General features: G+C 43.9%; 22 protein-coding genes. 18 read left to right on the top strand and 4 right to left on the bottom strand.

Annotated elements, in window-relative coordinates; all coding sequences use genetic code 11:
* Both ABF487_RS04250 and ABF487_RS04245 read left to right on the top strand, forming a co-directional pair.
* Positions 1–417 carry an EbsA family protein gene (locus ABF487_RS04250; protein WP_415634574.1) on the top strand — a complete coding sequence of 139 codons (417 nt, stop codon included), beginning with the start codon at positions 1–3 and terminating at the stop codon, positions 415–417.
* Entirely contained in the window at positions 392–1,297 is a 906-nt protein-coding gene (locus ABF487_RS04245) for an RluA family pseudouridine synthase (RefSeq protein ID WP_415634610.1), read from the top strand. Before ABF487_RS04250 ends, ABF487_RS04245 begins: the two co-directional genes overlap by 26 nt.
* Before the next feature lie 41 nt (positions 1,298–1,338).
* On the opposite strand, the gene ABF487_RS04240 is transcribed toward ABF487_RS04245, so the two are convergent.
* Positions 1,339–2,979: an Rqc2 family fibronectin-binding protein gene (locus ABF487_RS04240; protein ID WP_415634573.1), complete on the bottom strand. Its 1,641-nt coding sequence runs from the start codon at positions 2,977–2,979 to the stop codon at positions 1,339–1,341.
* A 108-nt stretch (positions 2,980–3,087) separates the two neighbouring features.
* Here ABF487_RS04240 and ABF487_RS04235 point away from each other — a divergent pair, with 108 nt between their 5' ends.
* Complete coding sequence (locus ABF487_RS04235) at positions 3,088–3,492, top strand: MarR family winged helix-turn-helix transcriptional regulator (RefSeq protein WP_007746389.1); 405 nt, start codon at positions 3,088–3,090, stop codon at positions 3,490–3,492.
* Position 3,493: 1 nt separating this feature from the next.
* Here the strand turns inward: ABF487_RS04235 and ABF487_RS04230 are convergent, their stop codons facing one another.
* Complete coding sequence (locus ABF487_RS04230) at positions 3,494–3,655, bottom strand: hypothetical protein (protein WP_007746394.1); 162 nt, start codon at positions 3,653–3,655, stop codon at positions 3,494–3,496.
* Positions 3,656–3,669: 14 nt separating this feature from the next.
* On the bottom strand, positions 3,670–4,356 hold the full coding sequence (locus ABF487_RS04225; RefSeq protein ID WP_007746395.1) for a DUF1361 domain-containing protein: 687 nt from the start codon (positions 4,354–4,356) through the stop codon (positions 3,670–3,672).
* Between the two features lie 38 nt (positions 4,357–4,394).
* Here ABF487_RS04225 and uvrC point away from each other — a divergent pair, with 38 nt between their 5' ends.
* The 15 genes from uvrC to cydC all read left to right on the top strand — a co-directional run bounded on the left by uvrC (position 4,395) and on the right by cydC (position 23,144).
* A complete protein-coding gene (uvrC, locus tag ABF487_RS04220; RefSeq protein WP_415634572.1) occupies positions 4,395–6,224 on the top strand; it encodes an excinuclease ABC subunit UvrC in 1,830 nt (609 codons plus the stop codon).
* A gap of 18 nt (positions 6,225–6,242) precedes the next feature.
* Positions 6,243–7,559 (top strand): GTPase ObgE, encoded by a 1,317-nt coding sequence (obgE, locus tag ABF487_RS04215; RefSeq protein WP_415634571.1) that lies wholly within the window; start codon positions 6,243–6,245, stop codon positions 7,557–7,559.
* 7 nt (positions 7,560–7,566) lie between these two features.
* Positions 7,567–8,547 (top strand): ribonuclease Z, encoded by a 981-nt coding sequence (rnz, locus tag ABF487_RS04210; RefSeq protein WP_415634570.1) that lies wholly within the window; start codon positions 7,567–7,569, stop codon positions 8,545–8,547.
* Positions 8,540–10,408, top strand: coding sequence for a single-stranded-DNA-specific exonuclease RecJ (recJ, locus tag ABF487_RS04205; protein ID WP_415634569.1), 1,869 nt, complete (start codon positions 8,540–8,542; stop codon positions 10,406–10,408). The genes rnz and recJ overlap by 8 nt, the downstream gene beginning before the upstream one ends.
* On the top strand, positions 10,398–10,925 hold the full coding sequence (locus ABF487_RS04200) for an adenine phosphoribosyltransferase (protein WP_007746406.1): 528 nt from the start codon (positions 10,398–10,400) through the stop codon (positions 10,923–10,925). The genes recJ and ABF487_RS04200 overlap by 11 nt, the downstream gene beginning before the upstream one ends.
* Positions 10,926–10,971: 46 nt before the next feature.
* The gene (locus ABF487_RS04195; RefSeq protein WP_415634568.1) at positions 10,972–12,057 is read left to right on the top strand and encodes a dipeptide epimerase; all 1,086 of its coding nucleotides are present in this window, start codon (positions 10,972–10,974) and stop codon (positions 12,055–12,057) included.
* Positions 12,048–12,809, top strand: coding sequence for a serine hydrolase (locus ABF487_RS04190; protein ID WP_415634567.1), 762 nt, complete (start codon positions 12,048–12,050; stop codon positions 12,807–12,809). The genes ABF487_RS04195 and ABF487_RS04190 overlap by 10 nt, the downstream gene beginning before the upstream one ends.
* 50 nt (positions 12,810–12,859) lie before the next feature.
* Positions 12,860–13,519, top strand: a complete 660-nt coding sequence (locus tag ABF487_RS04185) for a M15 family metallopeptidase (RefSeq protein ID WP_007746412.1) — start codon at positions 12,860–12,862, stop codon at positions 13,517–13,519.
* On the top strand, positions 13,516–14,436 hold the full coding sequence (locus tag ABF487_RS04180; protein ID WP_415634566.1) for a proline iminopeptidase-family hydrolase: 921 nt from the start codon (positions 13,516–13,518) through the stop codon (positions 14,434–14,436). The genes ABF487_RS04185 and ABF487_RS04180 overlap by 4 nt, the downstream gene beginning before the upstream one ends.
* Positions 14,429–15,847 (top strand): dipeptidase PepV, encoded by a 1,419-nt coding sequence (pepV, locus tag ABF487_RS04175; protein ID WP_415634565.1) that lies wholly within the window; start codon positions 14,429–14,431, stop codon positions 15,845–15,847. The genes ABF487_RS04180 and pepV overlap by 8 nt, the downstream gene beginning before the upstream one ends.
* Before the next feature lie 143 nt (positions 15,848–15,990).
* Positions 15,991–17,163 carry an NAD(P)/FAD-dependent oxidoreductase gene (locus ABF487_RS04170; protein WP_415634564.1) on the top strand — a complete coding sequence of 391 codons (1,173 nt, stop codon included), beginning with the start codon at positions 15,991–15,993 and terminating at the stop codon, positions 17,161–17,163.
* A 21-nt stretch (positions 17,164–17,184) separates the two neighbouring features.
* Positions 17,185–18,630, top strand: coding sequence for a cytochrome ubiquinol oxidase subunit I (locus tag ABF487_RS04165; RefSeq protein ID WP_415634563.1), 1,446 nt, complete (start codon positions 17,185–17,187; stop codon positions 18,628–18,630).
* Positions 18,627–19,646 (top strand): cytochrome d ubiquinol oxidase subunit II, encoded by a 1,020-nt coding sequence (gene cydB, locus ABF487_RS04160; protein ID WP_415634562.1) that lies wholly within the window; start codon positions 18,627–18,629, stop codon positions 19,644–19,646. The genes ABF487_RS04165 and cydB overlap by 4 nt, the downstream gene beginning before the upstream one ends.
* Before the next feature lie 11 nt (positions 19,647–19,657).
* The gene (gene cydD, locus ABF487_RS04155; protein ID WP_415634561.1) at positions 19,658–21,406 is read left to right on the top strand and encodes a thiol reductant ABC exporter subunit CydD; all 1,749 of its coding nucleotides are present in this window, start codon (positions 19,658–19,660) and stop codon (positions 21,404–21,406) included.
* Positions 21,387–23,144 carry a thiol reductant ABC exporter subunit CydC gene (cydC, locus tag ABF487_RS04150; RefSeq protein WP_415634560.1) on the top strand — a complete coding sequence of 586 codons (1,758 nt, stop codon included), beginning with the start codon at positions 21,387–21,389 and terminating at the stop codon, positions 23,142–23,144. Before cydD ends, cydC begins: the two co-directional genes overlap by 20 nt.
* On the opposite strand, the gene ABF487_RS04145 is transcribed toward cydC, so the two are convergent.
* Entirely contained in the window at positions 23,124–24,128 is a 1,005-nt protein-coding gene (locus ABF487_RS04145; protein WP_415634559.1) for a polyprenyl synthetase family protein, read from the bottom strand. The genes cydC and ABF487_RS04145 overlap by 21 nt on opposite strands.
* Positions 24,129–24,225: the final 97 nt, after the last annotated feature.

The following is a 24,225-nucleotide window of genomic DNA, read 5'->3' as shown; positions in this document are numbered from 1 at the left end:
ATGAAAAAGAAGCGTCTAATTACTTTTTACCAGGATTTAAATTTTAAAGGCCAGATGAGTCTCATTTGGCTGGGTATCTTTGTTTTCATCACTCTGATTGTCCAGCTGGAATTTTCACGTCTGGCATTCACGGCTTTTGTTATTTGGGCAGTACTTGTGCTGGCTTTGCTCTTCTATTTTCTACGCTTACGATTATTGATCGATGATGACCATATTTTGTTTCAAAGCATTTTTGTCGGTAATGATTTAGAGATTGATATTAAGAATTTGGTGATCACGCGGCTGGACTTAAAGAAAAGACTAGTTGAATTCAATTTTGAAGATCAGCATTACCGAATTTGGACCAGCAAAAAAGCGATCAATTATTTCCAGAAAATCGAGCAGCAAAACCATCAAAACACTGACAGTCACAATTAAAGATGAGAAGGGCCGCCTGGACAAAGTCCTTTCCGAGAAAATTACCGATGCTTCCCGCAGCCGGATTGATCAGCTAATTAAAGAAAGTTACGTCACAGTAAACGGGGAAAGCCGCGCTTCTAAGTATCAAGTAAACCCTGACGACAAGATTCAGGTCACGTTTCCCCAAAGCAAGCCCTTATCTTTAACGGCTGAAAACATACCGCTTGATATTGTTTATGAGGATGATGATCTGCTGGTTGTCAACAAACCAGCCGGGATGGTTGTGCACCCAAGTGCTGGACACGCTGACCACACCTTGGTTAATGCACTTTTGGCTCACGCACCTCTGTCAACAATCAACGGCGAATTTCGTCCCGGGATCGTGCACCGTATTGATAAAGATACAAGCGGCCTTTTAATGGTTGCAAAAAATAATTTTGCCCACGAAAAATTATCCGCACAATTAAAATTACATAAAACAGGACGAAAATATCTCGCGATTGTACATGGCCGCTTTTCCGAAAAAAGCGGCACAATTAATGCACCGATTGGCCGTGATCCTAAGAACCGTCAAAAACAAGCTGTTGTTGCCGGCGGGCGAGAAGCGGTTACACATTTTACGGTATTGGAACAGTTTGACAACTTCGCTTTGATTCAGGCCGTCTTAGAGACTGGCCGCACCCATCAAATTAGAGTACACATGGCTTTTATCGGCCATCCAGTCGCGGCAGACCCGCTATACGGCCCAAAAAAAACATTGCCAGGAAAGGGCCAATTCCTGCATGCAGCAAGCCTGGCTTTGACGCAACCACACACAGGAAAAGAGCTTGTATTCACGGCACCTTTACCTGAAGAGTTTCAAAATATGCTGACAAAATTGAGAAATATGTCGCATTAAAAAACGTTAATTCAATTGCAGGACAATGGAATTAACGTTTTTTAAACTTTTAATTTTTCTACTAATTCTGCGTCTGGTGTAACATAAATCGTTTGCTGGCCTTCAAAAATCACAAATCCTGGTTTTGCACCATTGGGTTTATGCAATTTTCCAGCTGGCAGATAATCAACCGGCACATTGGCAGAGTGTTTGGCTTTGCTGAAATAGGCGGCCAATTCAGCGGCCTCGACTAGAGTTTGCTCACTCGGCTGGCTAGAATGAATAATCACATGAGAACCGGGTATTTTTTTTACATGAAGCCAGATTTCGTCTTTTCTTGCACGTCTCAGACTGAGTTCGTCATTTTGGAAATTGTTTTTGCCAACTTCGATTGCTGTTTGGTCACTGGAAAGGAACTGATCCGGTTTGGCGGCATTGTTTCTTTTCTTGGCCGGATTTTTATTTGTCTTTTTGTCTTTGAGAATGCCTTGATTAACTAATTCAAGTTTAATCTGGTCAAGATCCTTGGGGGAGGCGTCTTTGAGCTGTTCGTCAATCGTTTCAAAATAATTCAAGTCGGCCGAAGTTAGAGCGATTTGCTGATTGAGATGTTTAACTGATTTTTTCAGTTTTTGATATTTAGTAAAGTATTTTTGGGCATTGGCATTCGCAGAAATTTTTGGATCCAGCTGGATTTTTCTGTCTTGGCCGTCATAATAGTTTTTCAGCGTGACGGTGTTTGCACCATGTGTGACCTGCTGTTGGAAGGCGGTTAAAAGTTCGCCATTAATTCGGTCGTCTTCGGCTTGATCGGTTTTCATCAGATCACCGTTCAGCCTTGTGAGCTTACGGCGGTTTTTATGCAGTTCGTTTTTGACAACCTGGTCAATTTGAGACGATAATGCATGCACACGGGATTCGTTGGCTGATTCAGCATAAAAATTATCCAAGAGATCTGACAAGAGTGAAAACTGTTTCTTCTCCCCGGTCAGTGTCTGGTATGGGAAAACAGTAAATTCGCTTTTACTGCCGTTTTTTGTCATCGTTGGCTCAGCCAGATCAAATTTTTTGAACCAGTCGGGCAGATAGGCTGCCTGCGCCGCTTCTTGTGCTGACAAAGCCGACATGCCTTGGTAATGCTGGAAAAGAACTTTGGGATCGCTGGAAGTAAACTCGCTTGATTTAAAAGGATCGATCAGATCCTGCTTGGGCGGCCGCTCATATTGAGCACCGGGCATTAAGACACGGACGCGGTTTTCAAAAGCCGGTACATGCTTGATTAATTCGACAATTTTATTCTCGGCATCCAACAAGAAAATGTTCGAATGCCTGCCCATGATTTCCAGCACAATCCGATAAGAAACAGCGTCGCCGATTTCATTAGCGTTTGCAACTAAAATCTCCAAGATACGGTCGTTTTCTACCTGCTTGAATTGAATAATTTTGCCGCCTTGCAAGTAACGCCTTAAGACCATGACGAAGTTCGGCGCAGTAATCGGGTTTTCAAAATCAACCTGCGTAATTTGAGCACGTGCCATGACCGGATGTGCAGAAAGCAGCAGTTTTCGGTTCTTGCCAAAAGAACGGACTGTCAAGATAATTTCGTAAGGGAAAGGGAAGGCGATCTTGGAAATCCGCCCGCCAGCCAATTCTTTATTCAATTCTTTTGTCATTGCGTGCAGAAAAAGTCCATCAAAAGCCATAAGCCTAGTCTAAAACAAAGTCCAAAGATTTTCTTAAATTGATTTTATGTTCGCTTGTATAGTACAAAATCAGTGTTTATAATTTGTTGCAGTATACAAAGACTAATTATGAAGACAGCTTTGGAAAGTTTAAGAAATGCGGATGCGCTATATACAGAAAAACTCGTCAAATTGATGAAATCTTTTGGCTTGACAATTGCAGAACACCGTCTGCTATTGCTGATTGAGTCTGGGCTGGATACGCAGGAAAAAATTTCGCAGGCAACCAGCCTTGATACCTCAACTTTGAGCCGACAGCTTAAATCGGCCGTCAATAAAGACCTTTTAGATAAAATTGCGACCGGGCGGGACAAGCGCCAGTTGATTTACTCCGTTACTGAACGGGGCTTGGATGATGTGAAGAAAATTGCCGCTGAATTGGCACGTCTGGATGCCGCGGCTTTTGAGAATTGGAATCAAAACGACCGCTCGCTGCTCGAGCAGCTTTTAGAGAAACTTGAAAATTCTTTTTGATTTATTTTTTCTCTTTGTCGTCCACGCGGCGTGTTTTCTTGACACGGTCTTTTTGGCCCAATGCTTTCTTGCGTAACTCAGCCTGTTCATTATCTTCAGGCATGACAAAGTATTTCTCTAACTCTTTATATTGATCATTTTCTAGTTTTTGAATTTTAGCCATGGCAACCTCGCTAATTAAATTTTATCTGTTTTGCGCCCATCATTGAAAATTAAGTAAAACAGCCAGTATAAAGCTAATGTCATTGTGGCAAACAAGATGACAAAACCTAAAGTATGCTCGTTTAGCTGCCGAAGAATATTTGACAATAAAAAGCGCGGCCTTCTGAGAATATCCCAAGAATTAAATCTTGGGAAACGGCCTAAAAAGATGCCAAAACCAGCTAATCCGCTGACAATCACTGAAAACAGCCAGGCCAACGGTGTATTAAACCGTTTTCTGATAATTTCATCGACAATATAAAGAGACAGCATCCCCATCAGTACACCTGTAATAATTGAAAAAGTGGCAAATAAAACACCAAACCAGGCCGAATGAAAAGTGGAGATATTCAAGCCATAAGAGACGCGGTAGAGATTTAAATGAGCCAGATCTGTGATCATATAGGGCGAATTTGGAAAAACGAACAGCCAGGCCAGCCCGATAATCAAGGTGATAAAAATAGGTGCTTTGTGGTCATGGAGAAAATCAATGATCAGTGCGAAAACCAGTGGCAGCAAAGCGAGGAAAATATTCCATAGATATGCACGCACAAGCGGAATATAATCCGCAAAAAAGAAGGCAACAACGCCAAGCACCAGATAGGTAAAAATCAGGCCAAAGGTGAGGCGGTAATTACGTTTGTTTTTCAACTCATTTAACATTAAATTCATTCTAACTTAGATTTGTTTATAATTTTATCGTGGCTTCCGAGTTAATCGAACAAAAATTAAGACTGCTTCCCGACCAGCCGGGTTCCTATCAAATGAAAGATAGGAATGACAAAATTATCTATGTCGGCAAGGCCAAAAATCTGAAGAATCGTGTCAGATCTTATTTCAAATCCGAGCACACAGGCAAAACGGCTGAATTGGTGGCCAACATTCATGACTTTGAATTTATTGTGACCAATTCCGATAAAGAAGCTTTTTTGTTGGAAAATACGCTGATCAAGCGCTATCGGCCTTATTTTAATATTCGTTTGAAGTTTTCCGGCTCTTATCCCTATATCGAAATTACAAACGAGCGAGACCCGCGCCTGATTTTAGCCAATACGTTAAAACATGATCATGGAACTTATTTCGGTCCCTATCCTAACGTCTATGCGGCCTCTGAAACACTGCATTTTCTGGAGTCCACATATCCGCTCCGCCGCTGCAATGGTTTTCAAGGCCGGCCTTGCCTCTATTATTCGATGGGACAGTGTCTGGGTGCTTGTTTTCGTGAGGTTCCCGAAGAAGAATATGCCAAGAATGTGGCTGCCATTACACGTTTTCTGAATGGCGATACGAAAAAAGCTATTCATGACATTCAAAAGAAAATGAAGGGTGCTTCAGACCGCATGGAATATGAGCTGGCGGCTGATTTGCGCGACCGTTTGAAGTTCATTGACCAGACGGTCGAGAATCAGCGGGTACTGCAAAACGATCACACGCCGCGCGACCTGTTTAACTTCTATATGGATAAAGGCTGGATGACGATTGAAACATTTTTCCTACGCCAGGGACGTCTGCTCCGCCAACAAAAAGAGACTTTTGCGATGGTTGATTCGGCGACAGAAGAATTGGAATCCTATATTCAGCAGTTTTACGGCCAGAGAAATGCGCAAAAACCTAAAGAAATTCTTGTTCCTAAGGGTGTTGACACGCAGCTTTTGACAGAGACGATGGAAGTGCCGGCTCGTGTCCCAGCCCGGGGCGAGAAGCGCGATCTGCTGGCTTTGGCCGAAAAAAATGCCCGTATCACTTTGGAAGACAAATTCCGTCTGATGGAATTAAATGAGCAGAAAACCACGGGTGCCATGAAAGAAATCACAGATGCGTTGAAACTGCCGCAAGGCCATCGCTTTGAATCTTTCGACCATTCCAGTACGCAAGGGACTAATTACGTTTCGGCCTTAGTTGTTTTCGAAGACGGCCTGCCCAACAAAAACCTTTATCGCCGCTACAAGCTGCAGACCCCGACTGGGCAGGACGAAGCCCAGGCGACTCTTGAAGTGATTACGCGCCGTTATACGCGTTTGCGTGATGAGGGGCAGATGTACCCGGATTTGATTCTCATGGACGGCGGCGAGATCCAGCTGCATGCGGCTGAACGCGCACTTAGAGAGCTGAATATTAAGATTCCTGTTGCGGCTATGGTTAAAAACGATAAGCATCAAACGGCTGATTTACTGAATTCACAAGGAGAGCATCTTTTTTTGGACCCGCATTCGCAAGGCTTTTATCTGCTGCAGCGTATCCAAGATGAAGTGCATCGTTTTGTGATCACTTTTCATCGGCAGTTGCGGACAAAGACGAATTTGTCTTCACGCTTAGATGAGATTGCCGGTATCGGCCCGAAGTCGCGGATTAAACTAATGCGCCGTTTCGGATCCCTGCCTAAGATCGCTGATGCCTCGCTAGAAGAATTGCAGTCGCTGGGAATTGGCGCTAAGACGGCAGCTTTGGTCAAGGTTTCTGTGACCGCTATGGTGCGATCTGAGAATAAAAAAGTCTTTGTCAAGGCAAAGCGAAAATTTGAAAAAGAATAGACCTGTATAATAGATTAGATGGCATTCGTAGATCAAGCAACAATTGAAATAAAAGCCGGCAGCGGCGGTGATGGAATCATCTCTTTTCGTCATGAAAAATTCGTTCCATTGGGCGGCCCTTTTGGTGGTGATGGCGGTAAAGGCGGTGACGTCTATTTTATTGCCGATGAAGGTTTAAGGACTTTGATGGACTTTCGATATAACCGGCATTTTCGTGCTAAACACGGTGAAAAAGGCGGCACGAAAGGCATGACCGGCGCATCCTCTGATGACTTGTATATCAAGGTACCGACTGGAACAATTGTTTCGGATGCAGAAAATAATCAGCAGCTGGCCGATATGACAGAAAACGGGCAGACTTTTATGGTAGCCAAAGGCGGACGCGGCGGACGCGGTAATATGCGTTTTGCCACACCGTCCAATCCAGCGCCGGAAATAGCTGAAAACGGCGAACCCGGACAGGTTTTGAAGGTTAAGCTGGAATTAAGAGTTCTGGCAGATGTTGGCCTGGTTGGTTTCCCATCCGCTGGCAAGTCAACTTTTTTGTCCGTCGTTACTTCAGCCAAGCCCAAAATCGCGGCCTACCATTTTACAACGATTGATCCCAATCTGGGGATGGTGCAATTACCTGACGGCCGAGATTTTACAATTGCAGATTTGCCAGGGTTAATCGAAGGTGCCTCCAAGGGTGTTGGTCTCGGCTTTGAGTTCTTGCGGCATGTTGAGCGTACGCGTGTCTTGCTGCATATGATCGATATGAGTGAAGAATCCGGTTTGGGTATCTCGCCTTTTGAAGCTTACCAGCAGATTAATCACGAGTTAGTGACTTACGACCCGGCTCTTTTACAGCGCCCGATGATCATCGTGGCGACGAAAATGGACCTGCCGAGTTCACAGGCTAATCTGCAGCAGTTCAAGGCAGATTTAGCTGCACATGATATTGATCAACCTGTCGAAGAAATTTCCTCTGCGATGCAGAAGGGAACGCGCCAGTTATTGTTGAAGGTCGCGGATCTTTTGGATCGGACACCTAAGACAATTGCAAAAACCAATCAGGATGCCGAGAATCAAAGTGGCGAAAAGCTTTATGAATTCAAAGATGACAAGGCATTTGATTTTCAAATCGAGCAGGATGGCAGCGACTGGATAATTGTGAGCGATCGCATTAGCAAACTGGCTAAGATGACCAATAAGACCACCGATGAATCGCTGCGCAGGTTTGCGCGCCAACTGCGCAACTTTGGTGTTGATGAGCGCTTGCGGCAAAGCGGTGCTAAAGACGGCGATATGGTTTATATTGACGGTGTGGATTTTTCTTTTGAGTTTGATGAGTAATTAAGATATGGAAATAGAATTTTTAGGAACAGGTGCTGGACAACCGAGTAAACAACGAAACGTCACGTCAATTGCGCTGCGTCTTTTAGACGAGAGAAATGAAGTTTGGCTGTTTGATGTTGGTGAAGCAACACAGCATCAACTATTAAAATCAAATACAAGAGCGCGCAAGATCACGAAGATTTTTATCAGTCATATGCATGGCGACCATATTTTTGGTCTGCCGGGTTTTTTGACTTCGCGAAATTTTCAAGGATCCGAAGCAATTGATCAGGGCCGTCCCAGTGATTTGACCATTTATGGGCCAGCTGGTTTGCGGCAATACGTTTTTTCTGCACTGAAAGCAGCACAAGTCCGTCTGCAGTACCGCGTGGATTTTGTCGAGGTGCATCCAGGCGTTGTTTTTCAAGATAAACAATTTTCAGTAATGGCTTTTGCGATGAACCACGGCATTGAAGATTATGCCTATCGTATTGTTGAAGCTGACGCGGTCGGCGAACTTCAGGTGGCTAAGCTATTAAACCTTGGCTTAAAATCCGGTCCCTTGTTTGGACAAATTAAAGCTGGTCAGGATATTAGCCTGCCCGACGGTCGCGTGTTGAAGAGTGCTGATTTCATCGGGCCTGATCGGCCTGGCAGGATTGTGACAATTGTTATGGATACTAAATCCAACCCAGCAATCATTGAAGCTGCCAAAAACGCCGACCTGCTGGTTCATGAATCGACCTATGATGGACAAAACACAGCCATGGCCAAAAAACACGGCCATTCCACTTGTGTCCAAGCGGCTGAAAATGCGAAAAAAGCTCAGGCTAAACATTTAATTTTGACGCATATTTCGGCACGCTACTTGGGCAGAGCTGCTGATAATTTATTGGATGAGGCCAGAGCTGTTTTTAAGAACACAGATCTTGCTCACGACTTAGCTGTCTTTCCGATTCCTGCTAAGGTCCCTGTCACGGAGAAATTGGTTAAAGCTCATGCTTGATAATCAATATCCTTGGGTCAAAAAACCAGTCGACAACGAGTTTGAAAATGCGGTGATGACGCATTTTTCGTTCGATCAAGTGACCAGCCGGATTTTGGCCAGCCGTTTTTCTACGCTCAGTGATATTCATGATTTTTTGGCTGCAGACGCAGACGATTTGATTGCACCTAGCCGATTGGCACAAATCGAGCAGCTGAAGACACGGTTGGATTTGGCCATCAGCCGTCACGAACAGATTGTCATTTATGGCGATTATGACGCGGACGGTATGACAAGTACGGCCATTTTATATGATTTGCTGAAATCCTTAGGTGCCAAAACTGATTACTATGTTCCAAATCGATTCAAAGATGGCTATGGCCCTAATCCACTTGTTTATCAGCGTTTGATTGACGAAGGGGCTCAAGTTATTTTTGCAATTGATAATGGTATCAGCGGCAACCAAGCTGTTGATCTGGCGAATTCGCAAGGTGTCGATGTCTTGATTGCTGATCACCATCAGATTCCCGATCAGCTGCCGAATGCAAAAGTGATTATTCATCCTGACCTGTCTCCCGATTATCCTTTCAAAGGACTTTCAGCTGCTGGCCTTGCATACAAGATCGCCGGCTATTTGATTGGGCCGGAGAAGGCGGAGAAGTATCTGCCACTGACAACAATTGGAGAGATTGCTGATGTGATGCCCTTATTAGGTGAAAATCGTGCCATGATCAAAAAAGGGATTGCCTTGCTGAAATCCGGCAGCAATCCAGGACTGCAAAGCATCATGAAAAAGGCAGCCTTGCCCATTAAACATTTATCTGCTCAGGATATTGCTTTTAAAATTGCGCCGCGGCTGAACTCATTAGGGCGCATGACTGATGCCTCTATGGGCGTTGAGTTGTTAACAAGCCAGGATCCAACTATGATTGCAAAACTGACCAAAGAAGTTGAACGCTGTAATCAGAAAAGACGGACTGAGTCCGATAAAGTTTATGAGGCCGCTGCAAAACAAGTACATATGGACCGTTCCGATGTGATCATTGCTGCTGGTGAGAATTGGCACGAAGGGGTCATTGGCATTGTTGCGGGCCGTTTAGCCCAACAATTCAACCGTCCGGCACTCGTTTTCTCAATTAAAGATGGTGTTGCCAAGGGATCCGGCCGGAGCTGCGGTGATTTTGATCTTTACACATTACTGGAAAAAGGCAAGAGTTTATACCTGTCTTTTGGTGGGCACCAACAAGCAGCGGGCCTCGGTTTGCCAGCAGTTGATTTACCCAAATTGGATCATATTTTAAATGGCACCAGCTTTGATTTTCCGAAAGATAAAATCCTGCTTGATGCAGATATTGATGCCAAGCAGGTTTCGCTAGCCGCCTATCAGCGCCTCGAGAAATTAGCGCCTTTTGGCCAGGAAAATCCAGAACCTGTTTTTGAATTTCAGCATCTTCACCTGCAGAATATCCAAATCCTTGGTGCTGACAAAAAGCATTTCAAGCTGACTGTGAGTGATTTTCAGGGTGAGATATTATTTTTCAACCGTCCGGATCTGATTGGTAAATTACAAATTGGCGAAGCAATTGCCATTGTGGGGACACTTTCGGTCAATGAATGGTGCAACCGTCAGACACTGCAGATTATCGCCAATGATATTCGTAGTGAAGAGGCGGTTCCAGATCGAAGCGTTTTCGCTCGCATTTATAGCTATTTTTCAACAAGAAATGTGACTTATTCACCAAATGATTTCTATCAAAAAGTTTTTTTGGAATTAGGATTTGTTAAAATTGTTAATGGCGTTGTTTTTGTTAATCCAAAAGCAAGGCATGCTGAATTATCTGAGTCTGACACATATCGAAAGCGAGCTGAAAATGGATATTGATTTACATGATTATATTGCGACCACACCGGATTTTCCGAAAAAGGGGATAATGTTTCGGGACATCAATCCACTCATCGGTAACGGTCCTGCCTATAAGCAAGCAATTGATCAGCTGATTAATTTCGCCAGCCCCTTAAAACCGGATATTATTTCTGGTCCAGAAGCACGAGGATTCGTGATCGGATCCCCGATGGCCTACGAGATGGGTATTGGCTTTGTACCGGCTAGAAAATATGGCAAACTGCCGCGCAAAGCAGTTAGTTCCAGTTACGGATTGGAATATGGCCACAGCGAACTGCAGATGCATGTTGACGCAATCAAACCGGGGCAGAGAGTTTTCGTTGTCGATGATCTCTTGGCGACCGGTGGGACGATTACGGCTACGATTGACCTCATTAGACAATTAGGCGGGATCGTTGTCGGTTGCGGATTCTTTATTGAACTCGAAGATCTGCACGGCCGCGAAAAAATCATGGAAACAGAAAACATCCCGTTCATCGCTTTATTGGAATATTGATTAATAAAACCAGCCATCAGGCTGGTTTTTTAGTACCCTAGATTACATGAAGATCATTGAATGCAAACTTGCCCATTATGAAGTACCGTTAAAAACCGTTTTCAAAACTGCTCTGCATGCCCAGGACAAAGCTAACGGCTGGATTGTCCGATTAAAATCAGACCAGAACCACGAGGGTTATGGGGAGGCGATTCCTTCCTTGCGCGTGACAGGTGACAGCGATGCCAGTATTTTTGGTGTCTTAACGAAAGTTATTTTCCCAGCAATTGTGCAGCATGATTTTGAAAATATCGGCAAATTTGATGATTTCGTCAGCAAGCTGCTAATAGGCAATACAGCTGCTAAAAACGCAGTTAGTCAGGCGGCTTTGGACCTGATTATTAAAGACCGGCAGACGAGTCTGCAGCATTTTTTTGGCAGTCCGAAAACGCATATTACAACAGACTACACATTAAGTATTAATGATGAAAGCAGCATGGCAGCTCAAGCAGAAAAACTGATCAGAGCGGGTTTTTCGACTTTGAAAATCAAATTGGGCGACAGTCCGATTCAAGAAGAAGTTGCAAAGCTCCAGCAGCTGGCCAAAGCATTCCCAAAAGTTGTTTTTAGAGTTGATGCCAATCAAGCTTGGAATATCGCTAAATCGCGTCAATTTGATCAATTGGCTGCTGCGGCTAACTTACCGATTGCTTGTATTGAACAGCCTTTGCCGGTCGGCTATGAAGATGGCTACGCCGATCTTACCAGCAGCAGTCATTTTCCGATTATTTTAGATGAGTCGATTCATGATTTTAATGATGCCCGTAAATTACGTCCTGGTATTGATTTCACTGGTTATAACGTTAAATTGGAAAAAACCGCAGGTATTTCTCAAGCCAAGGCACTGCTGGATTATTCTGAATCGCTAGACCTGCCGATCATGGTCGGCTGCATGATTGAATCAAATATCGGCATTGCTTTTGCTGCAGCTATGGCGTCGTCCTATGCCAATGTCCGTTTTATTGATTTGGATTCCGCTCTGATGTTTCAGACGGAGATTTTTAAAGGCTGGCTGACAGATGAAGCCAATGGTTATCGTTTTAATGAGCAATTTGTGGCAAATGATGCTTTAAAGGAGCTGCCATGGCAATGAACTTTTCGCAAATCAGCCAGGAAATTGAAGATATTTTGGAAGGCGTCAGCCCGACGACCAATTTTTCTTTTTATTTGGCATTTGAAGATAAACAATTTACTTATCACGCTAACCGTACCCTGCCTAGTGCAAGCCTGATCAAACTCATGATTGCAGATTTTTACATGACACATTATTCTGAGCAGGAGTTGACCGAACAGACAACTAAATTAGATTCACTGATTTTTGGTGCAGGCATCACGTCGATTTTGCAGGCAGATAATTTTTCGCTAGCGGATTTAATCACGATGATGTTAAGCCTGTCGGATAATCGCGCAGCCAATACTTTAATCGAATTTGCCGGTCTTGTGCCATTACGCGATTGGATTAGCAGTCGTTATCCGAAAACCATTCTAGCGAGAAAATTTATGGATTTTAAAAATTCCGAAGATAATTTGACAAACGTCTATGATCTAGCTGCTGCTTTGACTGTACTGATGCGCTTTCCTTTGACCAAGCGTGCACTTTTAAATCAGCAGTCTTTGGATAAATTTGAAATATCTTTTGCTGAATCCAGTGACCAGCGAGCCAAGTTTTACAATAAAAGCGGTGAAGATGACGGCATTGACCACGATGCGATTTTGTTTGAAAAGGGCAATCAGACAGCCACAATGATTTTAATGACCCAGTATGATTCCCAGCAGCAGAGCCGCCTTAGCATTATTAATCTGTTTTCCGAACTGGGTTCTTTAGTCTGGGCATCATTAAAATAGCTGCGGCGTATACTCAAGTTAAAAGTAATTTACAGTGAAAGAATATTTGTATGCCAAAAATTAAAATTGATCTTCCGCAGGAAGCTTATTTAAATAATCCTTTTTTGAGACTTGTGAATCGCCAACATCAATTGCGGTCTGAGCTGGTTTTTGATCGTTTTAAAATCGGCCGGCAATCTTTTGACAAGGGCATTTTAGACAATCTGATGCATTTGATCAGTGATGCAGAACGGCATATGTTTAAAATCACACTGGTCTGCGGCTACAAATCTATTGCCCAGCAAAAACAGCGGTATGATCGACAAATCAGACTTTTGAAAAAACAAGGATTAACAAGCATTGAGGCAGCATCCGAGCTTTTGCAAACAATGCCCGAGCCTGGTGCTTCTGAACACCACACGGGATTGGCAGTCGATTTGATCGATAAAAGCTTTCTCGATGAAATGGGCGGCCTATCGACAGCATCTGACCAGCTATCCTCGCAGCAGTGGCTGATCGCTAATTGCAGCAAGTATGGCTTTATTCTTCGTTTTCCAAAGGACAAAGAGGCTCAGACCGGTGTCGCATATAAATCTTGGCACTTTCGTTTTGTAGGGATTGAAAATGCTCGATATATGCAGGCATTAAATCTCAGTTTGGAAGAATTAATCACACTCTTAAAAAAGGAAAAAAGGGACAAATTAACGATCCCGACACAATATAACTCATGAAACATCGAACACAGATTCTTCATTTGAAAAACGGTTTTGATCTCTGGGGTGCCCGTTTTGGCAATCCTGATGCAAAAATAAAGATTCTCGCGCTGCACGGCGGGCCTGGCGATGATGCCAACGAGTTCATTCCCTGGGCTGACCAGCTGCAGGAATTTGGCGGTTTGGATGCTGAAATCTATGCTTATGAACAATTAGGATCCTTTCACAGCGAATCACCAGATTTTTCCAAGCAGACAGAAGTTGATAAATATTTGACACTAGACCGGTATGTTCAGGAAGTTGATGAAGTCAGGGCACTTTTCGGCCTAGATAATTTTTATCTGATTGGCCATTCTTGGGGCGGGATGCTGACTTACGAGTACATGCTGCGTCCGGATTTTGCCAAACATTTAAAGGCTGGGATTGTGTTTTCCATGACGGATAACATTGCCGATTATGTCGACCAGATTAATCAGGAACGTTTGGACATGTTTGGTGAACAAGAAGTAGCTTACATGCAGGGCATCGAAAAATCCGGTGATTTTGCCGATCCGCGTTATCACAAGGATTTGGTGGCGCTGTATAAAGCCCATTTGAACCGTGATCCGAACTATGACCCGGATCAGGGGATGGCGATGATGGCTGAACCTGTTTACAATCACTTTCAAGGTAATAATGAATTTGTCGTGACAGGTGCAATGAAAGGTTGGGATGTTTCTCAGCGCTTGGACGAGATTAATTTGCCCGTCTTATTGACTTCCGGCGAAGACGATACAATGCCGATTGCTTCGGCAAAGAAATCGCTGGCACATCTCAAGCATGGCCGTCTGGCAGTGACAAAAGACGGTGGTCATTCGCATGCGCAAGATCATCCAGCAGAATTTTTTAAGCATTTAGGCGCATTTATCAGAGAGGTGGAGGTTGACAATGTCTGAAATGGCTTTTATTGAAGAAAATCATGATGCTTGGCTGACAGATTTAAAGGAACTATTAGCTATTAATTCGATTCGTGATGATCAGCACGCCGATCAAGCGCATCCTTTTGGCCCCGGCCCGAAAGCCGCACTAGATAAGATGCTCGCATTTGCTAAAAGAGATGGTTTTGATCGCACCGGCAATGTGGCAAACAAAGCTGGTTATATCGAAATCGGGCCAAAGGATGCCAAGCAAACCGTCGGAATTTTAATTCACGTGGACGTTGTCCCTGTTGACCGCGAATTATGGGATAGCGATCCTTTTGTGCCGAAAATTGTCGGTAGTCGTCTTTATGCCCGTGGCGCTGATGATATGAAGGGCTCGGATATGCTGGTTTATTATGCCTTAAAAGCCTTAAAGGATCAGGCTGGTCAATTTAAAAACAAAGTGCGTCTGATTATCGGCACGGACGAAGAAAACGACTGGGATGATATGACCAGCTATTTTGCTGCTGAAGGCCGGCCGGATTTAGGTTTTTCACCAGATGGTGATTTTATTGTCGAGAATGCTGAAAAAGGCATAGCGCATTTGGATCTTTTGTCTGATAGCCACTCGATTCAGACAGACAAAAATGAACCGCAATTACTGTCTTTTCAAGCTGGTAAAGCATCTAATATCGTTCCAGGCGTTGCTACTGCTGATGTCCTTAATTTAGATGCGTCCACAGTGCAGATCGATTTTCAGAAATTCTTGGCTGATCAAGGTATCACTGGCAGTTTGACCCAAGAAGGAACAAACAGTCATTTTGTGTTAAACGGTTTTTCGGTACACGGTTCTGTGCCTGATGAGGGTAAAAACGCAGCAACATATTTGGCTTTGTTTCTTAGCCAATATTCGTTTGAAAAGACGGCGGCGCGCTGGCTGGATTTTCTCGGTCATGTCCTGCATCAGGATTATTTTGGCGAACAGCTGGGTATCGGGGTCACAACCAAAGACATGGGTAAGACCACTCTGAATGCCGGTATCATCGACTGGCAAGCCGGTCATCAAGCGGCCATTAACTTGAATTTGCGTTATCCGGTTGGCTTTCATGAACACGAGGCTGCCCGTCTGGTGTCCGACCGTTTTCCTTGGATCACTGCAAAAGCAGAAGGAGACGGTATGGCCCCGCATCTGTTATCAAGTCAAGATCCGGTCGTCACAAGCCTGCTTCGTATTTACAAAGAGGTGACTGGCAAAGAGACGCATCTAAATGTTTCGGCTGGTGCTTCTTTTGGCCGCCTGATGCCGCGAGGGGTTTGCTATGGGACGCGTTTTATCGGACAATCATCGACTGCACATCAAAAAAATGAATATTTTCATCTGTCGAACTACGAGCCAGCCATGAAAATTCTGATTCGCTCCATCAAGGCATTAGCCATGCTGGACTAATTTGTGAGATTGTGAATTAGCTTTTGATAAATTGGACTAAAATAGAAATGATTATAAGGTTTAATTGATTTGGAGCGGTTTCTCAGCTTTTAGGTCAATCCTGCAAATCAAAAATCTTGGGATTTTATCATGGAGACGAGTTTATGAAAAAAATTGTTGTCTTGGGTGCGGGCTATGCCGGATTACGTACGGTTAAAGAGTTGATACGGTTAAAGGCGGATGCCCAAATCGTTTTGGTAAACAAAAATGATTACCACTACGAATCAACACAATTGCACGAAATTGCGGCCGGTACAAAAGAACCTGATGATATTACCTTTAAAATTATGGATGTTATCAGTCCAAAAGTTCATTTTGTTAAGGACGAAGTACTGAAGATCGATCGTTCAAAACGGCAGGTTCAGCTAAAAAATTCTCAAGCCATCAGTTATGACTACCTGGTTAATTGTTTGGGATTTGAATCGGAGACTTTTGGCATTAAAGGGGCTGACGAATTTGGTTTGCCTTTGATCGATGTGCCATCAGCTTTAGCGGCTAGGAAACATCTTGAAAAGACGCTTGCCAACTACAGCAAAAGTCAGGATGAGAACGATTTACATATTATTGTCTGTGGTGCAGGCTTTACTTCAATTGAATATTTGGGTGAACTGGTCTATCGTCTGCCCGAACTAATTAAAAAATACGATTTGCCAAGGGACAAAATCAAGATTTATTGTGTTGAGGCCGGACCGAAGATTCTGCCTATGCTGCGTCCCAACCTTGCAAAATATGCGATTGATTACTTGGAAAAACACGGTGTTGAAATTCATACGAACACACCAATTACTGAGATTACGGCCAATAGTGTCTTAAGCAAGGATCTGAGTTTTACTGCTAACACCATTATCTGGACGACCGGTGTCAAGGGCAGCCACGTCATCGCCGATTCTGGCTACCAGCAGCACCGCAATCGTGTGGCTGTGTCGACTGATTTGTCATTGCCTGATGATACAAATGAGTTTGTGATCGGGGATGTTTCAGCTGTGCCAAGTCCCGATGGCCGTTTTTATCCGACTACTGGACAGATCTCGATTGCAGAAGCGACGCTTGCAGCTAAAAATATTGTGGCCAAGTTGCAGGGAAAACCAACAGCACCCTTTGTCTTCAATAATCTCGGTACTGTCTGCTCTTTGGGACCCTTCAACGGTGTTGCCGAACTGCTATTGGCCGGTCATTGGCACTTAAAGGGCCTAAAAGTCGCACCTTTGAAGCGCATTGTCAATGATCGCTCGGTACTGGAATTAGCACATTTTAAGACGATGCTGGAGAGCAAATAAAGAGAAGGGAAGCCGAATCATATGTCTTATGTCCTCATGAATGTTATCTCGCTCTCACGTTTTCAATTCGCGATGACGACCTTATTTCATTTTTTGTACGTACCGCTTTCGATGGGTCTTGGGTTAATTGTTGCCATCATGGAGACGGCTTACGTCCACACTAAGAAACCCGTCTATTTAAAAATGACAAAGTTTTGGAGCAAAATTTTTCTTTTGAGTTTTGCTGTTGGCGTTGTCACAGGGATTATCCAGGAATTCCAGTTTGGGATGAACTGGTCCAATTATTCTCGTTTTATGGGCGATATTTTCGGCGCCCCACTCGCGATTGAAGCCTTATTGGCTTTCTTTTTGGAGTCGACGATGCTGGGTATATGGATGTTTACTTGGGATAAATTCAAACCTGGCCTGCATGCCTTATTCATGTGGCTGACTTGGATCGGCTCTGTTTTGTCTGCTTTATGGATTTTGGCTGCCAATAGTTTTATGCAGCATCCGACCGGCTTTATGATTAATCGTGTGACTGGCCATGTTCGGCTGGTTAATTTTTGGTCGGTTCTGGCTAATCCACAGCTTTGGCGGGAATTTCCACATGTTGTTTTTGCCTCCTTCACGACTGGCGCAATGGTGGTCGCTGGCATGGCTGCCTTTGGCCTGCTTTGGAAACAGAATCATGATTTTCATATAAAATCCCTTCGAATTGCTTTGCTGGTCGGTTTGATTTCTTCTGGACTCGCCGTTGCCACGGGTGATATGCAGACGCAGTTTATTATTAAAGACCAGCCAATGAAGTTTGCTGCCACAGAAGCAGTTTACAAAGATACTGGCAGTCCCGCCCCTTGGCGGGTTATTGCCTTGATTGATACAAAGAAAAAAGCAGTCAACCCGTCGATTGATGTGCCATACATGCTTTCTTTGCTGTCGTATCACAAATTGACGGGTTCTGTGACCGGTATGAATTCGGTCAGCCGAGAGCTGCATGCTAAGTATGACAAAAAATTCGGTAAAAACATGGATTACTATGTCCCAGTGAAAACACTTTTTTGGAGTTTTCGTGTCATGGCCGGAGGCGGCATGCTGGTCTTTTTGATCAGTTTGCTAGGACTTTTCTTTAGCCGTGCCAAAAAAGATTTGTTGTCAAAAAGTAAATGGATGCTATGGGTTTTGGGCATCATGACTTTTGTGCCCTTTGTCGTTAACAGCTGCGGTTGGATTATTACGGAAATGGGCCGTTATCCATGGGTTGTATATGGGCTGCAGACAATTGCCGATGCCGTTTCACCAACAAGCACCGTAGGAGCCTTGCTCTTTACGAATATTGTTTATTTCCTGCTCTTTTCATTTATTGGTGCGTTTATGTTTTATTACGCAAGGAAAACGCTGATCGATGGGCCGGATAAAGAGGAAGATGAGGATAGCGCTTATGCGCAGCCAGTGGATCCGCTTGATAAGGAGGCTTTTAACTCATGACATTTTTACAAATTCTATGGTTTGTCGTGATCGGCATCCTGTTTGCGGGGTTTATCTTTTTTGAAGGCTTTGATTTCGGGATCGGGATGGCAACTCGCTTCTTCGCAGTGGATGACCAAGAACGCCAACAAGTTTTACGGTCGGTTGCGCCGCATTGGGATGGCAACGAAGTCTGGCTGATCACAGCCGGCGGAGCTATGTTTGCCTCTTTTCCACTATGGTATGCAAGCCTATTTTCAGGTTATTACATTCTCTTGTTTTTGATCTTGATCGCATTGATTTTCCGAGGCGTGTCCTTTGAGTTCGGCGTTCATGCACAGACAAAATTTGAACGGTCGACTTGGCTTTGGGCTAATTTTATCGGCTGCTTGTTTGCACCTTTTTTGCTGGGCATGATGCTGACTAGTATGATTCAAGGCGTCCCGATGGATGCACAAGGGAACGTCTGGGCTGGATTTGGTGTCGTCGTTAATTGGCTATCGGTCGTTGGCGGCTTAGCAGTGACATATTTGTGTTTTATCCATGGCCTGAATTATTTGAGTTTGAAAACGAAAAACGACCTGCATGCGCGTGCGATGAATATGGCGGATAAGCTGTACTGGCTGGTTTACCCGGTATTGGTACTTTTTGCCTTACTCGCTATTTTTCAAACTGATTTCTTTGCCCGCCATGCGATTAGCAGTAGCGTCATCCTAATTGTGATTGTGCTGCTGACGGTTTGGGGTCATATTAGCGCGCGTTTCGGTCATAGTGGGCATGCCTTTCTGGCCTCGGGTTTAAGTCTAATTTTGATTATGGCTTTTATATTTAACGGCATTTTCCCTCGGGTCATGATTGCAACGCAAAGCAAAAACGACCTCTTAATCCACAATGCTTCTGCGTCGCCATTAACGCTGGCCATTATGACTGGTGTACTGCTTGTATTGCTGCCGATTGTTCTGATTTATTTCGCTTGGAGTTATTGGATTCAGCGTCGGACCAAGGTAGATTTGGCAAATGGGAGCGAGACCTACTAGGCCGCTTTTACATGATTGATGAGCATCTTTGGAAACTGCCTGGAATTAAACGCCGCCTGATCTATTCAACCATTTATGCCCTCTTAAAGGGGCTGACAATTGTTGGACAAGCAGCGTTTTTAACACAGGCACTGACAGCCGCTTGGCGCTTGCAGATCAATTCAGCCTGGTATTTTGCCACGCTGTTTTTTTTCATTTTTTTCTGTCTGCGCCAATTCTTTGACTGGTTGCAAACACGGCAATTAAGCAGTTTTGCGGCAAAAACAGCTTATTATTTGAAACAACAAATCGATGCCAAAATTCTGCTTCAAGGACCAGCAATCGTTGATCATTTGGGCAGCGGTAATTTGCTGACTTTAAGCTATGAACGGGTCGACCAAATCAGAATTTATCTGGAAACGATTTTGTCACGGTTTACAGACTTGATGACCATTCCCTGGCTGATTCTGATCTATGTTTTTTGGCAGAATTGGCAGAGCGGTCTGATCTTATTTTGTTCTTTGCCTCTGATTGTATTTTTCATGATAATTTTAGGTTTGGCGGCTCAAAAAAAAGCTGATGCCCAATATGCTGACTTTGCCGCTTTGAATAATCATTTTCTTGACGCAGTTCGCGGACTGGAGACATTGAAAATGCTGGCTGTTAGTCAAAAATACAGTCAAAGTGTTAAAACAGCTAGTGAAGACTACCGCAAAAAAACAATGTCTGTCCTACAAGTGGCGTTCACATCTTCTTTTGCCTTAGATTTTTTTACAACATTATCCATCGCGATTGAAGCGGTCATGTTAGGGATTGCTTTAATTAATCGGCAGCTGCCCTTGGCGCCAGCTCTGGCAGTTTTGATCGTGTCCCCAGATTTCTTTTTGCCGCTGCGCCAATTTGGTGAGGATTATCATGCTAATTTAGACGGTAAGAATGCACTCCATGAATTGTCCGCACTTTTAGAAATGCAGGCAGCAAAGAGAATAGTGATGCGGCCAGCTGATTGGTCACAAGAATCGCAATTAAGTCTGTCTCATTTGTCCTATCGCTATGCTGAAAATGCTGATGCAGTCCAAGATCTTAATTTGACGATTCACGGTTTTTCTAAAATCGCAATTGTCGGGATGTCCGGGGCAGGGAAGTCGACGTTACTGAATCTCTTGGCTGGTTTTTTACAGCCGGATCAGCCAAATCCTGCATTTAATCTGGATGGCCAATCGCTAATGAGCTTGAATGCTGACAGTTGGCAAAAGCAATTGAGTTACATGCCGCAGGATCCTTATCTGTTTTCGGCAAGCATTGAAAAAAATATCGCTTTCTATGATCCACAAGCAAGCCGTCAACGTATTCTGGCAGCAGCAGATCAAGCAGGCTTAAGTCCGTTTCTGGAAAACCTCCCAAATGGCTTAGACACCCAAGTGGGAGAGTCTCATCGAGGTATTAGCGGCGGGCAGGCACAGCGAATTGTTTTGGCGCGGGCTTTATTGGATCCCAAACGGCGTATCTGGTTAATGGATGAACCGAGTGCCCACCTCGATATTGAAAGCGAATATGCATTGAAACAAACGATTCTGCCACTGACCGATCATCGATTGCTGATCTTAGCCACTCATCGTCTGCATTGGCTGAAACAAATGGACTGGATTGTCGTGATGAAAGCCGGCCGCATTGTGCAGCAAGGAAGGCTGGACGATCTCATCAATCAGCCTGGTGAGTTAAAAAATATGTCTGACAGTTTGGCGACGGAAGGAGATTTGCATGCGGCAGCGGATATCTAAAACGATGCGTTTATTAAAACAAGACCACTGGTTCATTCAATATCTCAAAAAGGATCGATTGCGCCTTGGCCTGCTTTTACTGATTGCATTGATGACCATTTTTTGTGCGATGGCGCTCATGTTTACCTCGGGATTTTTAATTAGCAAATCCGCACGTCATCCCTATAATCTTTTTGTTGTCTATGTACCGGTTGTTCTGACGCGGGCTTTTGGTATAGGAAGACCAGTGTTCAAATATTTCGAGCGGCTTGAAAGCCACGACTGGGTTCTGCGGATCGTTTCTAAACTACGTGCTGATCTTTACAGCCGCCTGGAAAGACAAGGGTCATTTTTGTCGCGGCATTTTCAAACTGGCCGTTTATTAGGCTTATTTGCCGATGATTTGGATCATTTAGAGAATTTTTACCTGCGAACGATTTTCCCAATCAGCATTGCTTACCTGCTTTTCTTTCTGCTGGCAGCTGTCATGGCTGTTGTTGACTGGCGCTGGGCAATATTAGTCGTTTGTTTGATGCTGATTGTCTTGCTGCTTTTGCCGGTGGTCGCTTTGTCCTTAGCGTGGGAAAAAGATCAGCAGGAAAAATCTTTAACTAAAAAACAGTATCAAGACTCGGCAGAGGCACTTTTTGGATTGACTGATTGGCAGATTTCTGGGCATCGAGCAGATTTTTTGCAAACAGTTGGCCGGGGCAATCAACAGTTAAGCAGAATTAAAAACAGTAATGACCAGCACCAGAATAATATGAAGCTGCTTTCAGAACTGTTTTTTGCTTTAGCTGCTCTGACACTTTTGTTTTGGAGCAGTCAGCATCTCACCAACAGCCAAAATACCGCCAATTTTGCTGCCTCAGTCATTCTGGCTTTCTTTCCTTTGATGGATACCTTTGTGCCAGTCGTTAAAGCTGCAGCTGATCTGCCTTTGTATTTTTCATCGTTAAACAGCTTGAATCAGCTTAGCCGGCAAACGATGCTACCTGCAGCCGTCACACAATCCAATAAATCTCATTTTGACAAAATTTGTTTTCAAAATGTTTCTTTTACATACGGCGATGAAAAAAATCCTTTACTTGACCATTTTTCCTTAACCATTAATCGTGGCGAAAAAATTGCGATTCTAGGTCCTAGCGGTGAAGGCAAAACGACCTTATTGCAGCTTTTGATCGGTGATTTACAAGCTGACCAAGGTGAAATAAGTTTTGATGAAGTTCCGGTCGACCAGCTGCAGCAAAAACGTGCTGCAAATTTTGCTTATCTCAATCAAGCACCCTTTATTTTCAACAGCACAATTTTAAATAATGTTCGATTAGGCAATGAACAAGCCGATGACCAGCAGGTCATTAAAGCTCTGAACCAAGCTGGTTTGACAGATTTGATTCAGCAATTACCTGCAGGAATCGAAACTCAAGTGGGCGAGAGCGGCCATTTACTGTCTGGCGGTCAGCGGCAGCGAATCGCTTTGGCGCGTATCTTGTTAAAAGATGCGCCAATTCTGCTCTTGGATGAACCGACACTGGGTCTTGACCCGGTCACTGAGCACAGTTTGATGCAGACGATTTTTCGCAATCAAAAAGACAAGACAATGTTTTGGATTACACACCATTTAGCAGGTCTTGAAAAAGTCGATCGGATCATCTTTTTAGAGAAAGGCAAAGCAGCCATGTCTGGCAGTCCACGAAGCCTTTATGAGACCGAACCACGTTTTAAAAAACTCTACGATTTAGATTTGGGCAGAATCTAACTGAGATTGGATTTGTTTGATCAATTTTTGCAATTCTTTGATCTCATCTTCCGGCTGAAAGAAATCAAGATTTTTTTGAGCTTCTAAGAGGAAATGCTGGCAAATTTCCCGGCTGCTTTGAAAATATTCTGAATGGCTTTGGAAAAATCCGATCACTTGATTAAGACCAGGATGGTCGTTTTTTAAAATTGCCTGAAAATCAGCATCAGCTAAAGCTAAGATAATCGGGAGTGTGTAGACACCCTCTTTGAGATCTTCGAACTTGGGCTTGCCGGTCTTTGCGGTCATATCCAAATCCTGCAGATCATCGATCATCTGAAAAGCCATGCCGAGATTTTCGCCGAATTGATATGCCGCCTGAAAAGTCGTCTTGGCATCTTGCAAATGCTGAATACCAGATCCTAGCCAGAGGCCCGACACAGCCGACAGACTGAATAGGGCAGCTGTTTTACCTTGAATGGCTTGATAATAATCAGCTAACTGGATATTCTGATTGAAGCGCATACGATCTTGAATCAATTCGCCGGAAAGAATTTTTTCCATCATATCTGCGTGATAGCGGATAAAATCGTTTGACGGGGAAACCGCAATCAACAGCTGAAAATATTTTGTAAAAAGCTGATCACCGAGATAAATGGTGTCTTTATTGCCAAAAAAATGCTGTAAGGTCGTTAATCCGCGACGCTGATCAGCATCATCAACCACGTCATCGTGGACTAAAGTCGCTAGGTGCAGGACTTCGATGGCGGCTGCGCCTTGATGAACATCTGCTAGAGTGGTTCGATTAAGACCGTTTGAAAGGTGCAGGCCATAGCGTCCAAAAAGGTTGGCAAGTGTGGCACGCAGCATTTTGCCATTCTGTTTGAGCATGTTTTCGACTTTATCCTGATAAGGCTTAATTGGAAAACGCTGTTTGGCCAATATATCTCTGACTGCTTTTGCATCCTGGCTGGCAAAATGATATCCCTGAAAAAGTGTTGCCATGTTTCTCCTTACTTTTACTAGTTGGGCTGCATTTGAACAAAGCAGTAATTTCTAGTACTATCTTACCCGAGTCGCGGCAGGCTGTCTAATATAATAG

Source organism: Oenococcus sp. (assembly GCF_047725585.1).
Taxonomy (GTDB): Bacteria; Bacillota; Bacilli; order Lactobacillales; family Lactobacillaceae; genus Oenococcus; species Oenococcus kitaharae_A.
The sequence above is the reverse complement of the archived record's forward strand: the minus strand, read 5'-3'. Positions and strand labels throughout refer to the sequence as shown.